Genomic DNA, 14,866 nt, shown 5'->3' on the forward strand with positions numbered 1-14,866 from the left:
TGAACAATCTTATATCGAGGGAAATTGAAGAGGTCAGTTTAAGAAAGGTTAAAAATAGAGTTGTACTAAATTAAGAAAATCAGATCTTTGCAATAACTCATTTCGATGTCATGTGCTCTCTTGTGAAAGAAAATGTAAAGAGGATCAAACCTAGGCAAAAGATTAAAAAGAACGTTGTTTTTGTGGATCTTAGCTGATCTCTAAAAACTGACACCTTAACTTCGCGGGCCTTAGAGTCCAGCTTATTTAATCTAATATAATAGTCTAGAGTCTCTACCAGATCACCTTTTTCTAAAGTATATTCCTTCCCATTTAATATAAATTTCGCTTTGTTACCACTTAGCTCTTGGAGATTAATGTTAAAAGGTAGTTTATAGCTTTTATATTGAAAGCTCATATCGTGAAAATCGCCGGCCACATCAATGATCTCTTGATCTTGACCTGGTTTAATAAAACGTACATGCTTTGGACTTTGCTTTTCGATATATTTAATAACATCAGTCCTATCAAGGCCAAGGTCTCGTTTATAGTGATAATCCTCTTCTAGCTGCTTGTCAGTATAATACTTAACAAGGGAGACAATCTTATCATCGATAATTAAGCGATCCATTACTTCATTTAATCGACATGAATCGGCAAGAGAGATGAATCCACTTTTAGTGATAAGATAATTGCCCTCTTTGCATAAATCATTCTTTAGATCATTTAATGATCGCCTCCTTAGCATAACAATACATGAAGGATTAATATTACTTAGGTTCAATAAACAATTTAACTTCTCTTGATTATAAAGAAAGATCTCTCGATTATTTGAAACAAAGAAGTTCTCATAATCATAATTATTTGTTGAAAGTAGATGTTTCTTAGTTTCTCTAGACTTCTTATCTAGGACTTCAATAATGGCACTAACCTCTCCCTGGGCATCACGTAGATTATAGGTCCTTTGACTAAATGGAAGATAAGTCAGTAGATATGTCGGCCCAAAATCAAGATTTAAGCCTTGTGGGCGAAGGGAGTAATTAATATCGACAAAGACTTTCTCTTTTGTATTTCTATTTAGAATGGAGATTTCAAATTTTTCAAGCTTCGCTTCGTTAGTAGATTCACCAGTTTTAAGTTTTAAGCTTGCTTGAATATTCTTATATGGACCTTCAATATTTGAGATAGAACTGACTGTGAACAATCCAATTAGTCCAATATGTACAAGTAAACTAGGCCAAGAAAATTCTTTTCTTATAAGTTTTCTAATTAAATTTAATAATAAGGATAAGCTTACTGCAGTAAGTAAGAACAAATAAAAAGGTCCACTTAGCACAAGAGACTGCGATACTTTGGGGCCATAGAGATATTCAACAGCTTGACCTATTAATAAATAGGAAATAACAACGATAAATAGCGATAAAGGCTTGAAAATACTACGAATAGAACTTGAAACCTTTTTGATGGCCTGACTCATATCAATAGAATATATCGGCATCAAGTCTGCGTCTAGAAAATTAAATTTTTCTTAATAAAAAGCCGATAAATTTCATATGGTTATGAGATTTTTACTAATAAAGATATTTATACTTTTTCAATTTCAACTATATGCAAATAGCAGTTGGGTTAAAGACCTCTCTTTTGACAATATTGATATTTGGAAAAATGGATCAAAACGAATAAGCGTTGAAGTCAAAAATAATAAAAATAAGCTAGAAAACTACAACAAAGAAAAAGTTCAAGAATATCTTGCACGTAGAAATAAGATTTTAAAATATGCAGATTTCTCAAACTTTCAAACATCATCCCTTAAGTTTCAAAAGGGTAAAGATGAAATTAGAATTGATAATAATGGAAGCTATCTTAATTCAAGAAGTGTGAAAACATTCTTTAAAGAGATTCACATCTTATCAAAGAATAAGTCCATCATTACGATGATTACATCTCAAAAAAAACTAACCAAAAAAGATATTAACGATTTCAAGAAAAAGCTAAATTATATTGAGGAGTCAAATAAATGAGAATCAAACTCACTATTGTATCCTCTTTAATTATAGCTCTATTGGCGCAATCAACACTCGCCTTTGTTCCTACAAGTAACTATGAGCTAGACCTAAATGTAATTGAAACTCGCTGTCTTGAATTTGGTGACCTTGATATACTTGACCAAACTAACGAAAGAGCACTTTGTGAGATCGTTACAAGCTCCCCTGCATGTGAAAATATAGAGGCAGAAAGAAAAAGGCAATGTGACCCTAGTTTAATTGTAGACACAAATGCAGGGGTTGAATTTATCTCATGCTTAAAAGGTCTATGGGGATCTGCTGTTGAATTCATGAAGTTTATCGGCTCTGTTATTGAATACGCTATTGACTCTGAAACAAGACAAGAAAAAAATGAAGAACTTGTTAATACAATGGAAAGTGCAAAGCATTTTCTTGCTATGGAATGGTCTCGCTCTTTAAGTGAAACAGATGGCTGGGGACCAATTCACTATATGAATGCCGCTAAACACTTCTCCGGCACAATGGGAAAAGTCATTTATAATATGCTAGAAGAAATGTATTTTTCTATGCAAGAAAATTACGCATGTTTAAACCCTGCTGCAAGAACACAGGCCCTTTGCCAATTTGCAGGCTCCGTTTTAATACCGCCTGCTATCGTTATGGCCAAGGTTGCAAAATTTCTTATTAATCGAGGAAGAACGATTTCTTCAATATCAAAAAGATCGAATAATGCTCATAATGAAGAACTAGATAGTACGCTATTATCAAAAAATGAATTAGACGATAATAAATCAGAATTTAATAATTATGATGAAGAAACGGCCAATACGACAATGCCTTTTAAGCATGAGGCAAATCTACTCTCTCGTCTTGAACTAACATATGCTCGACGTGTTGAGCAGAATCCAAAAGATATTAATCGACTCTCAAATAATGCTGTTTCCGTAATTGAAGGTGTGACAAGAAAGCTTGGTATACCAACTCGAAAAGACACGATCACTATTGATGGAAAAAACTCAGATAGACTAGTGGTTACAAAAGATGACCTTTTAAAATCAAGTACTCCTGCCGCTAAGCAATTATTAAAGCTACTTGAAGAATCGAAGCTAAGTAACTTAATCATCGCACCTGAAGCAATGATGAGAATGAAGAAAGTTCTTTATCGAAGTGAAAAAGGCCCTGAAAATATGTTCTTATCTGCAAAAGGCCTACAAAGTGCACTTTTAAAAATCGGTAATGAGAAAAGACAGTCATTACCTACGACTCCATATTTGCAAAGAGCGATGAAAAGTCCTGGAGATAAAGAAATTGAAGATCTTGCTTCTAAATTAAATGAAGAAGGTTTTGCAGTAAGAGTAATTACTTTAAAGAGAAAAGTTAAAGATGAGAAAACAAAGCAAGAGCGCGAAATAAGAACAAAGGCCCTTCAATTTAATCAATATGCAGCAGATCGCAATCATCCAGGTGTTTTAAAGCTTCAACGTTTTAGAAATGATGACTTTAGACAAAAAATCCTATTCTACCCTGATACATATGTTGGAGCCGCTGGACAATCAAATAGAGGAACAAGGGCCGTATCATTCAATTTTTCAAACCTAGATGAACTTTTACAAGGTCACCATCAAAACACTGTTCCGCATGAATTCAGACATGCAAAATTTGAGTATAACCGTTCAAAAGGTAGAGAGTCTGTTTATGATCTTCGTGTAAAACATAGCAAGGAAGATGGAAAGTTACATGATGGTAAGGCATATTCAAATTATTTTTCGATGGAAGAAGTTTATAATCATTCACAAGATATCTATCATGTAGCAAGAAGTATAACTCGTAATGCAGACCCCGAATCGGCACTTAAGCAGATATCAGGAAAAACGAATGTGATCTCAAGTATCACAAGAGGATTTCGCGCGCAAAACGATTCTCTAAATATGAATATGGCATTTGATATTGAGAGTGCTCCATTAAAATTTCCTGAAAAAAATAAAGGTTTTACAGTTCAAATTGGTAACGACAGTGCTATTTCCGCAATAAAAGATAATAATGGCTACTACTCAGTTATTGTAAAAGATGCTGATGTCAATCATACCATACCAATGGTATCGCCAGAATCACTACAGGTACTTAATCGATTTATAAATCAGACAATTGCAGCAAAGGCGAAAAATGATTTTAATGGTCTTCGCCAAGAGCTAAAGACGATTTTTGGCCATGTGAAAGAAAAAAATGAAAAACGACGAGATTTATTAAATAAGCTTGAACCTAAGGCAAAAGAATTAAGAGAACTCATTGCCTCAGGTGACATAAATGATCTAAAGATTGCACAAATCAAAGAGCTATCACGCCAAATTGCTCAAATATCTAAAGGTCGCGCGCCTTAAGGACGGCCTTATAGAAAGCATCGGGATTAACAATCCCACCACTTTCACATGGAAGTTTTCCACTCTTTGGTATGTAGGCCGTTTTTAATAACAACTCTTTAAGCTCTAGTGGTGAAAGGCTTGGGTTTAATTGATGGGCCTTTAAAAGAATATTTGTCACAAAAGGAGCGGCCATAGAAGTTCCATTTAACGGTATTGTACCGCCACCAGATTGCGCTGATACAACACCTTGGCCAGGAGCAAATATTTGAACTTTTGTTTTACCATACTTTGAAAAGCTTGCTGGTTTATAGCTGTCCATTTTATCTTTTTCTAATTTAGAAGTATTTAACGCTCCAACCTTGATCATATTTTCATAATCATAACTTGCTGGATAATTATCATTACCTTTTAAATCTAAATCAAGACTTCCTCGTCCATTTCCAGCTGCAACAACGAATAACGTCTCAGGGTTATCGACAAAGATTTTCTCTAGGAAATGAAATGAATCACGAGGTGCAGACATTGGTGCACCAGGAAAGCCTATAGCAAAGCTCATATTTACGAATTTAACATTCTTATCTGTTATATACTCACCGGCCTTTTGCAAATGATCGCTAATTGCCACATCACCTGCAAATCCCACTAGTCCGTAATTATCGAGATCCTTTAATGCAAGGGCCGCAACATGTGTACCATGAGATACAGGATATGGAGTATGAACAAGAGAATGTGTTTCTCTAATATTATTATCATCACGTAAAAGGCTTAGGCCTGCATCGTCTTGCCTTTGCCATCCCCATGAATCGTCAACTCTTCCGTTGCCATCATTATCAACGCCATCCCCAACAATATCATATGGTGAATTATATAATTTATGAGTTAAAGAAGGGTGCATAATATCAAAGCCTGTATCAATAATAACGACTGGCTCACGAGTCTTATCATTAAATACGTTTAATCTTCTTTCGTATTCATTCTTTGATAAATTGAACTTCTTTAATTGCTTTGCAACACTAAACTCTCCATCTTCTCGGTAACTTCCAACAAGATTGCCATTAGGTGTATATGCCTTAAACTCACTTACTAGATTAGCAAGGGGCGCTTTCATATTATAAACGACTTCATAATACTTTGTTACTTCACCCTGTTTATTTAAAACATCGATACGATACGGCTTATATTCGAGTTCACGATAGTGTCTTATTCCCTGTTGGCGATATGAGGATTGAGTTATGACCCAGTCCTTAACTAAAGTTGGATCTTGTGAATCACCAGTGTATTCAGCTTTTTCTTTTATTTTATTTGTGACTTTATCATCTTCAATTACATAAACTGATTTTACAAAATTTCCATTTTCTAAATAATTATGAGTCGAATGATATGTATATATTCCATCTGTACTCCATGAATCACTTGATGTCTCTCTGCCCAATTCATCATAGGTTTTCTGACCTGTACGGGCGCCAGTTTTCATATATATTTCATAAGAAGAAATAAGAGATCCATTATTGCATTGATAGATCGTTTTCCAGCTACCATCAATAACTTCTTTTGGACTTGGGCACTCAACAGCTAATGTATTGATATTAAATAAGACAACAAGGGGAAATAAGCATTTTTTCATATATGCTTTATAGCATTATCAGAGATTCATGCTATTTGATTGTAGAGATTACTGTGGAAGATAAATTTTTAGACAGCTTTCTCAGCCAACTTGGAAGTCTTTGAAATTTGCAACAGCTGGCTGTTCAATCAATGTTACTTTCTCAACCTCTGCAGTCTCAGGGCCTTCTTTTAGGAAAGCTTCTAAATTATTAATATCCTCGAGATCACCACAGGCCAAAACTTCAACACTGCCATCCTTAAGGTTTTTAACATAACCAGTAATATTAGGCGTATGGTGGTTAACATATTCAAGAGTACTTTTTCGAAAGAATACCCCTTGAACCTTACCTTCAATTCTATATCTTCTATTTATCATGAACAAAGTATATCATATCCACTTCGACGAATAATTTAAATATGTTAAAGTTTATCTATGTGTTTTTCTATCCAAGCGGCAAGTGACTTAAAAAGAGTTTCATCGACGATGAATGCGGATTTTGATCGCTTATCCTACAACCAATTTAAGGCCATGCAAGAGCTTGAATCAAAGCTTGGGGCAGATGAAATTAAGAAACAATTAAACTTAAAACGAAAACCAAGTGGAAGCTACTTTAAGGGCCCAGATGAACTTGGTCGCATCTACCCGAATTATTTTACAAGTGTTATAACGGCACAAGAAAAGAAGCGATTAATCTCTCCTATGCGCTACCGTATAAGGCCAAATGGTTCTTCAGAAGAGATCCCAACTAAATTTAATGTCTTTAACGCCAGAGTCGACTCACTTGAAAAGAGAAAGACTTGGTCTCCTCTATTTATGAGAAATCATGGCATTGTTTGTTTTGATGCTTTCTATGAGTGGGTATTAAAAGATAATAAGAAAACTCTAATAAAGTTCAAGCCAACAAATAATGAATTCATGTGGGCGCCATGCTTGTGGGATGAATGGCAGTCTACAGATGGAAGTGTTAAATTTAAGTCCTTTGCTATAATTACAACAGATCCACCAAATGAAGTTGAAATAATGGGACACGATCGTTGTCCTATATTTCTAAATCATGAATATATAGATGATTGGCTAAATCCAAGAGACTTAAACCCAAGTGATGCATATGAGATCTTGGCCGCTCAAGAAAACGAAAAGTTTAGCTATGAATGGCCAAGTTAAAGATTAATTTACAGAGACGACTTCGTATTCTCGGGTAATATCACCCGTTTCAACATCAAAAATATCCCCAGCTTCAAGATCAAGAACTTCGTTTCCAATCGGAGAAAAAACCGAGATAACAAGAAGTCCATTACCGTCAACATTTAACATAGTTCCACCTGCCGTTGGTGTAATGAAATAATGACGAGTTTGATTATTAAATTTTAACTCAACGAGAGAGCCTATCTGAACCTTCTTGCCTTGAGGAAGCTCTTCTATTAGCTCCTCAATCATTTTAACGTCAATTTCAAGCTCATCGACACGCTTTTTTAAGGCTCCTGCTAAATAACCGGCCTCAATGGCGCGAGTATCATACTTACCTTCTTGGGCCATATCAGCTTCTTGCGAAGCTCCACGTGAGTTTTCATAAACTTCTTGAGCCTTTTCAAACTCATCTTTTAAATGACCTAGTAAGGCCTGTGCTACTGTTTCTTTTTTCATACCCAACATATTATCCAATATTTATCATATTAAAAAGACTGTATTATTTTCAATTATTTATGCCTTGGTAAAGATTGAAAGTATAAGGCAGGTATGAAGTTTATCATTCTCTTATCAATTCTTCTGGTTTCCTCGTTCTCTGATGCCTCAATAAAGAGCAAAGAACGAAATTCTCATGAATATCAGATACTAGCTCATGAGGATTTGGGCTCGGAGATAAAGCAACAAGACTTTTACTTCATAGCAAGTACAGTCACTCAACTATATCAAACAGAAGCTCGTCGCCAAGGGCGGACGATGGTTATTGCAACACTAGATTGGGAGACTCCTTATTTTAGTGCGTGGGCCAAATACGAAGAAAAGAATAACACTTATCAAGTAAACTTCTGGGGTGGCTTTGCAAGACTGCCTGATATGACCAAAAGGGCCTTTGTCTTTACAGCATGTCATGAGGTTGGGCATTTACTAGGAGAATATCCCCGCATTAAAATTAAGGGAATGCAACATATGAGTACGGAAGGCCAATCAGACTTCTTTGCGGCCAATAGTTGTTATAAGAAATTTGTCACCAAGTATCCTAAATACTTCGATGCACCTCTAGAGCTTAATCCATATGCCGCATCTCTTTGTGAAGAAAAGTTTCTAGAAGATAAATTAAATAAAAGACTTTGTTTTGAGACAATGCAAGTTGCTCGTGATTTCACCTTGGCCATCAATTATGTAAATAACGATGTACTTCCTCAATTTCATACGCCTGATAACCTCGTGGTGAAAGAGACAAAAGATAGTTATCCTAGTATGCAATGTCGTATGGATATTATCGTTAATAGTGCCTTAATGCCTTATGAAAGTGGAAAAATTGGCGAAAATGTCCTTTCCAAGAGGCTTCCTTGTTGGTTTGCAAATACAGACACTTAGACACTTTTACTTAAGAAAATGTTAAGTGAATAAATAACCTACCTATAGAATTTCTTAACTTCTGCTATAATTTTAATATGCACGAGAGAGACGGAGAACTCTATTCAAAATTTGAAGAAATTATTAATTCTTCAACCCATTGCCTTGGTATAATCCTTGGTGTCGTTGGTACTGTCATGATGATCATGAAGGCCCAAACAGGTCTACATACTTTTGCCTATAGCGTATTTGGACTCTCCATCACTTTTCTTTATAGTATGTCGACTCTCTATCATGGCCTTGACAGCAAAAGAAGTCGTAGACTTAAAGAAATATTTCGTCGCATGGATCATATTGGTATCTATTTACTAATTGCTGGCTCGTATACTCCATTTCTAATGCTGGCCATTCGCGGTGAAACCGGAATGTGGATGATGATCAATATTTGGGCCTTGGCCTTTATCGGGATTCTCATTAAATTATTTGCATTTAACAAATCTGAAGTTTTAACAATTGTTCTTTGTCTTGCTATGGGCTGGATGGTTCTTGTTATTCGAAATGAACTTCAATCAAACTTAAGTTTTGACTGCTTAAAATGGATCGTTATTGGTGGAGCGTGTTACATGAGTGGAGTTCTCTTCTACTTGCGTGAAAGCCTTTATCTCGGTCATGCAATATGGCATATTTGTGTTCTTCTAGGGACTACATCGCACTTTTACGCGGTGTATGCATACGTTTAATAAACCTAAATTTCAATAGATTTTGACTATTACATGACATATATTCTTTATTGGATTCATATAATTCTTATTGTTATACTGATCACGTTAACAAAAAAGGAGAACGTATGAATACAATTAATCAATTAAAACTTATTCAAGCAGATGCCCAAGTATATTTCATGAAGCTACATAATATTCACTGGAATGTTACGGGAATGATGTTTCTTCCAATCCACGAGTTAACAGAGACTCTATACAATGAGTTCGCCGTTATCTTTGATGACCTTGCAGAAAGACAATTACAACTTGGTGAAAAACCAGTTCTAACAATGGCCAATGCATTAGAGATTAGTCGTATTAAAGAAACTAATGAGTCTTCATTTACTAGTAAAGAGTCATTAGAAATTATTTTAAAAGATAATGACTACTTCCTAAATGCATTTAAAGAATTATCAAGAACTGCTGACGAAGCAGGAGATGCTTCAACAGTAGCATATGCTGATGACAAAGTTGCTTGGCTAGAAAAGCAAAACTGGCAACTTAAAGCAATGCTCGAATAGTATTACTACGACATCCTATTTTTTCAATCGAGCCGGAAATCACCTTTCCGGCTTTTTTTTACTCTTTCCACAAAGACCTTAAATATATTCATCATATGATCTTTTACTTCACTTCCCTCTAAGACACTTAATGCGTGTGCAATTGCTTCATAAGTACATAAGAAGTTCTCTCCTGGAGACTTTCTTAATTCATAGATACTCTCACCAACATCTATTAAATGAAATTTTGGCATTTTTGCTAGAACATCTTCCCTTTTATGAAATTTCTTTGCTTTTGACCAAGATCCGTCCGGAACAACCAAACAAGTCTTTCGATGATCGGCCACAAACTCATTTAAAGGTAGTGAGTCTTGTGTCGGAAATAAGTAGATATAATTATTTTCTTCGAAATCAAAGGCGTTTGGATCAAAGGGGTCATACATATTTCCCCTTTCCATAATTTTACATTTATTAAGTACAAGGGTTGCAAAATATGCAGTATTACTCGTTAGCCATCGCTCTGTATAATGCATTGGGATAATGACTTCAGTGTTATTGTGAAAACTACTCAAATGCTCACAAAAGCACCAATGCGTATTGATGCGACAAGTTGGGCAACGTGATTCACGTGTATTTCGGCGTGGTTTTGACATGCTGTTTAACTATCATAGAATTGACACATTTACTCGAAAAATGTCTTAATATTAGTTAATAGTTAAATTATAAAAGGATCAATCTTTAATGAATTATTTTAGCGATGAAAAAGAATGGCAATGGATGTTAAAGAACGCAGTGGACTGGAAGGCCATAATCCCTCTTTATTACAAAGAGTTCCCAACTGCAGATGGATTTAACAATCAAGAAGAAGTGATAAGTTTTATTGAAGAACTTATGACACAAACTGGAAGCTGGGCAGCTGATGCTGTTTACAATCGCGCAGAGGCCATTGACGTCAATGGCGCTGGTGTTGTTAAGGATGGTCGCACTATTCCAGGAAAAGAATTAAGTGAGTTCTATCGAGAAGCAACTGAACTTGGTGCTTTTGGCCTATGTGTTCCGACAGAATTTGGTGGTATGGGTCTACCAGCTGTTGCCCTAATGATACTCTTAGAGCAATTATCACGTGCATGTAATTCACAATGTACGCAACTTGCATTCTTTACTTCTATCGCAGATATGGTTCACCGCTTCTGTGATCATGAAACGGCCGAAAGACTTATACCTAAGATTGTTGCAGGTGAATTATCGGGATCAATGAACTTAACAGAGCCAGGTTGTGGTTCTGATCTTGGAATGATTAAAACAAGCGCAACACCAGTTGGTGATGGCACATATAAATTAAATGGTTCAAAAATATTCATCACTAATGGTGGTGGTGGAATTGGTTTTGTTCTAGCACGTATTAAAGGTGCACCAGAAGGACTTGAGGGTATTTCAATGTTTATCTGTGAACAAGATGATCCAACTGTAGAAGGCCTTAATTATACGGTTGCTAAGAACGAACACAAGATGGGAATGCACGGATCTTTCACATGCGAAATCGTATATGAAAACTCTGTTGCACGTCTTATTGGAGAAGAAGGAAAAGGTTTCAGATACATGCTTCACCTTATGAATGAGGCGCGTATTGCTGTAGGAATGCAGGCCCTAGGTGGAATTGAAGGATGTATCGGTTATGCAAAGAACTATGCTCAAGAGCGCGTTCAATTTGATAAACCGATATCTGAATTACCACTTATGAAAAGAAATTTAGAAGATTTTGAAACAGAAAGAGATGCTCTTAGAGCTCTTTTAGTTGATACAATTTCTTCATATGATATCTTCCAAAAACTTGATCTTAAAAAGAATGAAGTTGGAGAACTAACAAAAGAAGAAGAGGCCATCTTTAAGAATGCTTCAATTTGGACAAGAAAGAGAACTCCACTTGTTAAATACTATGCATGTGAAGCTTATACACAGCTTTCTACAAAGGCCATTCAAGTTCTAGGTGGTTATGGCTTCATGGAAGAGTATCCAGTAAGTCGTTATCACAGAGACTCATTTGGGCCTCTACTTTATGAAGGAACAAGTCAAATCCAGGCCCTTATGGCACTTAAGGATATGATTAAGTATGTTGCAAAAAATCCGCAAAAATACTTCTCAAATCTCTTTATCAAGCACCCTGCATTTGCATGGGTAGCAAGTGATAACTTAGGCCAACGTGAGCTTTCAGGTAGTCAATATACTTTTAAGAAGAATCTTATTAAGTTGATTATGAAATGCCTTAAACCAGAAAAGCTATCAGACTTAACTAATCCTAAAGCATGGATGAATGAAGATAATGTCGACAAACTCATGCTTCATGCTGAAACAATTTGTCAGGGACTTTCATATCTTGAAACTTTAAGAGTGTTAGCAAACCATTCTTCAATGGATAAGGAGCGCTATGACTTATTTAAGCGCTATCATACACTTGTAACACCTAGGCTTACTGGAATTTATAAAGATTGGGAAATTAGATAAGAAGAAATATTCTAAGGTCGGTATTCATTTAGTTTTTGGATATCGACCTTTGCATTCTTATTAGCACATTGAGACTGGTATTCGATTCTTTCAACTAAAACATTCTTATCAGCAATAGAATTTTCTTCGATAATATAAGTTTGCTTCTCAACTAATACTTTATTCTGAGAATTATCAATGACAACACTTCTAATGAAAGTATTTGTGTTTGGGAAGGAATATACAATCCCCTGATTTGCATAGTTTTGATAGACAGCATTGACATCACTATTACTTGCAAAGGCGCTACAAAAATCTGCCACCACACCATTTAAATCTGTTTGAACCTGTGATTCTAAAAGAGTACCTGGAACATCAAATTGATTAGTCTTTACAGAAAGAGTTGCTGTTCCATTATAATTTGCATTTAATTCAGCAACAACATCACGAACACTATCACCACTCATACAAGAGCCAAACTTAACATTGAAGACTACACTTTCAATATCAGTAATCGTTTGGAGATCCATTCTCATGGCCCTAAGACGTGAACAAATTGAGCGAATATTGCTAGTACCAATTTCATCTAGAGATGATTGCACCTCAACAATATCACCGACATTTCGATTGGACAAAGACGCAACTCCGCCACCATATTCTCCACATGAGCTTAAGAGTAAAATGAGAGAAATAATGAATGTTGGAAGCTTAAAGCCGATACTTTTCATCAGATATCTTATCGTCGAAAATTAAGAAAACTTAATGGGAATAGACCTTGAATCACTGAAATGTTAAGTTTTACCTATGAAATTCAAAACAAAATTTAGCGAATATCAAGCAGTTACAACAGATGATGGTTATATAACATTACACAGTGGCCATTTTGATGAGAATTGCCACTCAACAGCAGGTGCTCTAGAAGAAACACTCTATAATTACGTTGAAGGCTGTAGTGTGCTAGATAGGGCCCAAGCTTCTAGCATAACGATCTTAGAGATAGGACTTGGAGCAGGCCTTGGAATACTAGCAACTTTTGAAAGCACTAAAGATATAGCTAATAAGATTCAATTTATCACAACGGAAATTGATCCTGAATTGGCCAATTGGGTAATTTCTCAAGCTTCAATTGGTAAGCATATAAGTAATCTAGAAAAGAATAAAGAATTCATAAGCTTTAATCTAAGAGAGAATTTTCAAGTAAAGATCCTACTTGGTGATGCTAGAGAAACTATAAAGAATCTAGACTTAGAAGATATTAAGATAGATTGTATTTTTCAGGATGCTTTCTCGCCTACTAAAAATCCCACTTTGTGGACAAAAGAATGGTTCAGGAATCTGCGTAGCTTATGCAATAAAGATTCTGTTATGACAACATATTCGGCCTCAGTTAAAATACGTAAGGCGATGTTAGAGGCAGGCTTTATCGTCACGAATATGAAAGGCTTTGGAAATAAGAGAAACGCCACAAGGGCCTATACTCTTGAGTCTTATCGAGATGAAAAATTAGAAAAAGAATTAATAAGGTCAAAGACCCCTGCTTTTAGTGATAAGGATATTTAATGAATTTTAAAGACAGTGGAAAAGATATCTGTGAATTATTTAATATCGACTATCCTATTATTCAAGGTGGAATGGTTTGGGTTTCTGGATCAAAATTAGCGGCAGCTGTAAGCAATGCTGGAGGGCTAGGTCTAATTGGTGCAGGCTCAATGAAGCCAGAGCTTTTAAAAGAGCATTTGAAGAAAGCACATGACCTATTAGAAGATGGTAAGCATATCGGTGTAAACGTTCCACTACTCTATCGTTTGGCCGAAGAACAAATCCAAGTATGTCTTGATGCGGGGATAAAAATCTTTTTTACTTCAGCTGGCTCTCCAAAGAAATATACAAAATTTCTAAAAGACCAAGGATGCACTGTCGTTCACGTTACCTCAAGCCCACTACTTGCCAAAAAATGTGAAGATGCTGGCGTTGATGCCATTGTTGCAGAAGGATTTGAGGCAGGAGGCCACAATGGGCGTGATGAGATCACAACCATGTGTCTAATTCCACAAGTATGTGACACAGTTAAAATCCCAGTTATTGCAGCTGGTGGTATTTTTGATAAGAGAACAATAAAGGCCGCCCTTTGTCTTGGAGCAAGTGGCGTACAACTTGGCACACGTTTTCTTATGACCAAAGAAAGTAGTGCCCATCAAAATTACAAAGATAAAATCATTGCAGCAGGCCCAGGAGATACTCGTCTTCAAATGAAACCCCATGTACCAGTAAGGCTTCTAAAAAATAAATTTGCAACCGAATCTCTTAAATTAGAACTTGAATGCGCACCAGTTGAAAAACTCATTGAACACCTTGGAAAAGGACGCGCAAAACTTGGTATGCTTGATGGTGATACAGACGAAGGTGAATTAGAAGTAGGCCAAGCCTCAGGTGCAATAAAGGATCTACCAAGCGTGAGTGAGCTCATGAAAGATTTCAGCACAATATTCTAATTTTGTGGCGCCGCTCTGATCCTGACTAAAATGAACAGTTACTTTTTATCTCCATAAATCATAATTTTTAGATGATAACCATCTAAAATTGTTATCTTTTTTGGCACATCCTTTGCAACTTATCTATGTGAGGAGGTCGA

Annotated in this window: 15 protein-coding genes; 9 read left to right on the forward strand and 6 right to left on the reverse strand. The window is 35.8% G+C overall.

From position 1 onward, the window contains the following. Positions 1-97: 97 nt before the first annotated feature. Positions 98-1,456: a hypothetical protein gene (locus tag VCM44_RS08650; RefSeq protein ID WP_334678572.1), complete on the reverse strand. Its 1,359-nt coding sequence runs from the start codon at positions 1,454-1,456 to the stop codon at positions 98-100. Between the two features lie 82 nt (positions 1,457-1,538). Between VCM44_RS08650 and VCM44_RS08655 the strand changes: the two genes are divergently transcribed. Together VCM44_RS08655 and VCM44_RS08660 are read left to right on the forward strand one after the other, a co-directional pair. Further along, complete coding sequence (locus VCM44_RS08655) at positions 1,539-2,000, forward strand: hypothetical protein (RefSeq protein ID WP_334678573.1); 462 nt, start codon at positions 1,539-1,541, stop codon at positions 1,998-2,000. Continuing rightward, positions 1,997-4,363: a hypothetical protein gene (locus tag VCM44_RS08660; RefSeq protein ID WP_334678574.1), complete on the forward strand. Its 2,367-nt coding sequence runs from the start codon at positions 1,997-1,999 to the stop codon at positions 4,361-4,363. Before VCM44_RS08655 ends, VCM44_RS08660 begins: the two co-directional genes overlap by 4 nt. Here the strand turns inward: VCM44_RS08660 and VCM44_RS08665 are convergent. Both VCM44_RS08665 and VCM44_RS08670 read right to left on the reverse strand, forming a co-directional pair. Beyond that, complete coding sequence (locus VCM44_RS08665; RefSeq protein WP_334678575.1) at positions 4,344-5,969, reverse strand: S8 family serine peptidase; 1,626 nt, start codon at positions 5,967-5,969, stop codon at positions 4,344-4,346. The two genes, VCM44_RS08660 and VCM44_RS08665, sit on opposite strands and share 20 nt — an antisense overlap. A gap of 81 nt (positions 5,970-6,050) precedes the next feature. Then, positions 6,051-6,326 carry an acylphosphatase gene (locus VCM44_RS08670; protein WP_115362572.1) on the reverse strand — a complete coding sequence of 92 codons (276 nt, stop codon included), beginning with the start codon at positions 6,324-6,326 and terminating at the stop codon, positions 6,051-6,053. 57 nt (positions 6,327-6,383) lie between these two features. Here VCM44_RS08670 and VCM44_RS08675 point away from each other — a divergent pair, with 57 nt between their 5' ends. Then, positions 6,384-7,115: an SOS response-associated peptidase family protein gene (locus VCM44_RS08675; protein WP_115362570.1), complete on the forward strand. Its 732-nt coding sequence runs from the start codon at positions 6,384-6,386 to the stop codon at positions 7,113-7,115. A gap of 3 nt (positions 7,116-7,118) precedes the next feature. On the opposite strand, the gene VCM44_RS08680 is transcribed toward VCM44_RS08675, so the two are convergent. Then, complete coding sequence (locus tag VCM44_RS08680) at positions 7,119-7,595, reverse strand: GreA/GreB family elongation factor (protein WP_334678576.1); 477 nt, start codon at positions 7,593-7,595, stop codon at positions 7,119-7,121. A 93-nt stretch (positions 7,596-7,688) separates the two neighbouring features. Here VCM44_RS08680 and VCM44_RS08685 point away from each other — a divergent pair, with 93 nt between their 5' ends. The 3 genes from VCM44_RS08685 to VCM44_RS08695 all read left to right on the forward strand — a co-directional run bounded on the left by VCM44_RS08685 (position 7,689) and on the right by VCM44_RS08695 (position 9,774). Continuing rightward, positions 7,689-8,513 (forward strand): hypothetical protein, encoded by an 825-nt coding sequence (locus tag VCM44_RS08685; RefSeq protein ID WP_334678577.1) that lies wholly within the window; start codon positions 7,689-7,691, stop codon positions 8,511-8,513. Between the two features lie 77 nt (positions 8,514-8,590). Continuing rightward, a complete protein-coding gene (trhA, locus tag VCM44_RS08690) occupies positions 8,591-9,232 on the forward strand; it encodes a PAQR family membrane homeostasis protein TrhA (RefSeq protein ID WP_115362563.1) in 642 nt (213 codons plus the stop codon). A gap of 107 nt (positions 9,233-9,339) precedes the next feature. Next, a complete protein-coding gene (locus VCM44_RS08695; RefSeq protein ID WP_115362561.1) occupies positions 9,340-9,774 on the forward strand; it encodes a Dps family protein in 435 nt (144 codons plus the stop codon). A gap of 23 nt (positions 9,775-9,797) precedes the next feature. On the opposite strand, the gene VCM44_RS08700 is transcribed toward VCM44_RS08695, so the two are convergent. Beyond that, complete coding sequence (locus tag VCM44_RS08700; protein ID WP_115362560.1) at positions 9,798-10,406, reverse strand: tRNA-uridine aminocarboxypropyltransferase; 609 nt, start codon at positions 10,404-10,406, stop codon at positions 9,798-9,800. Between the two features lie 88 nt (positions 10,407-10,494). On the opposite strand from VCM44_RS08700, the gene VCM44_RS08705 reads away from it, so the two are divergent. Further along, positions 10,495-12,255 carry an acyl-CoA dehydrogenase family protein gene (locus VCM44_RS08705; protein ID WP_115362558.1) on the forward strand — a complete coding sequence of 587 codons (1,761 nt, stop codon included), beginning with the start codon at positions 10,495-10,497 and terminating at the stop codon, positions 12,253-12,255. Positions 12,256-12,266: 11 nt separating this feature from the next. On the opposite strand, the gene VCM44_RS08710 is transcribed toward VCM44_RS08705, so the two are convergent. Next, positions 12,267-12,962, reverse strand: a complete 696-nt coding sequence (locus VCM44_RS08710) for a hypothetical protein (protein WP_334678578.1) — start codon at positions 12,960-12,962, stop codon at positions 12,267-12,269. Positions 12,963-13,038: 76 nt separating this feature from the next. On the opposite strand from VCM44_RS08710, the gene mnmD reads away from it, so the two are divergent. Both mnmD and VCM44_RS08720 read left to right on the forward strand, forming a co-directional pair. Next, complete coding sequence (gene mnmD, locus VCM44_RS08715; protein WP_334678579.1) at positions 13,039-13,794, forward strand: tRNA (5-methylaminomethyl-2-thiouridine)(34)-methyltransferase MnmD; 756 nt, start codon at positions 13,039-13,041, stop codon at positions 13,792-13,794. Next, entirely contained in the window at positions 13,794-14,726 is a 933-nt protein-coding gene (locus VCM44_RS08720; RefSeq protein ID WP_334678580.1) for an NAD(P)H-dependent flavin oxidoreductase, read from the forward strand. Before mnmD ends, VCM44_RS08720 begins: the two co-directional genes overlap by 1 nt. Positions 14,727-14,866 lie beyond the last annotated feature (140 nt).

Origin of the sequence: Halobacteriovorax sp. DPLXC-1, from assembly GCF_036903125.1 — a bacterium.
Lineage (GTDB): Bacteria > Bdellovibrionota > Bacteriovoracia > Bacteriovoracales > Bacteriovoracaceae > Halobacteriovorax_A > Halobacteriovorax_A vibrionivorans.

Coding starts and splice junctions, on each gene's coding strand:
- VCM44_RS08685 (WP_334678577.1), top strand. CDS start 7,689: ATGAAGTTTATCATTCTCTTATCAATTCTTCTGGTTTCCTCGTTCTCT.
- VCM44_RS08655 (WP_334678573.1), top strand. CDS start 1,539: ATGAGATTTTTACTAATAAAGATATTTATACTTTTTCAATTTCAACTA.
- trhA (WP_115362563.1), top strand. CDS start 8,591: ATGCACGAGAGAGACGGAGAACTCTATTCAAAATTTGAAGAAATTATT.
- VCM44_RS08720 (WP_334678580.1), top strand. CDS start 13,794: ATGAATTTTAAAGACAGTGGAAAAGATATCTGTGAATTATTTAATATC.
- VCM44_RS08670 (WP_115362572.1), bottom strand. CDS start 6,326: ATGATAAATAGAAGATATAGAATTGAAGGTAAGGTTCAAGGGGTATTC.
- VCM44_RS08700 (WP_115362560.1), bottom strand. CDS start 10,406: ATGTCAAAACCACGCCGAAATACACGTGAATCACGTTGCCCAACTTGT.
- VCM44_RS08660 (WP_334678574.1), top strand. CDS start 1,997: ATGAGAATCAAACTCACTATTGTATCCTCTTTAATTATAGCTCTATTG.
- VCM44_RS08675 (WP_115362570.1), top strand. CDS start 6,384: ATGTGTTTTTCTATCCAAGCGGCAAGTGACTTAAAAAGAGTTTCATCG.
- VCM44_RS08705 (WP_115362558.1), top strand. CDS start 10,495: ATGAATTATTTTAGCGATGAAAAAGAATGGCAATGGATGTTAAAGAAC.
- VCM44_RS08710 (WP_334678578.1), bottom strand. CDS start 12,962: ATGAAAAGTATCGGCTTTAAGCTTCCAACATTCATTATTTCTCTCATT.
- VCM44_RS08650 (WP_334678572.1), bottom strand. CDS start 1,456: ATGAGTCAGGCCATCAAAAAGGTTTCAAGTTCTATTCGTAGTATTTTC.
- mnmD (WP_334678579.1), top strand. CDS start 13,039: ATGAAATTCAAAACAAAATTTAGCGAATATCAAGCAGTTACAACAGAT.
- VCM44_RS08680 (WP_334678576.1), bottom strand. CDS start 7,595: ATGAAAAAAGAAACAGTAGCACAGGCCTTACTAGGTCATTTAAAAGAT.
- VCM44_RS08695 (WP_115362561.1), top strand. CDS start 9,340: ATGAATACAATTAATCAATTAAAACTTATTCAAGCAGATGCCCAAGTA.
- VCM44_RS08665 (WP_334678575.1), bottom strand. CDS start 5,969: ATGAAAAAATGCTTATTTCCCCTTGTTGTCTTATTTAATATCAATACA.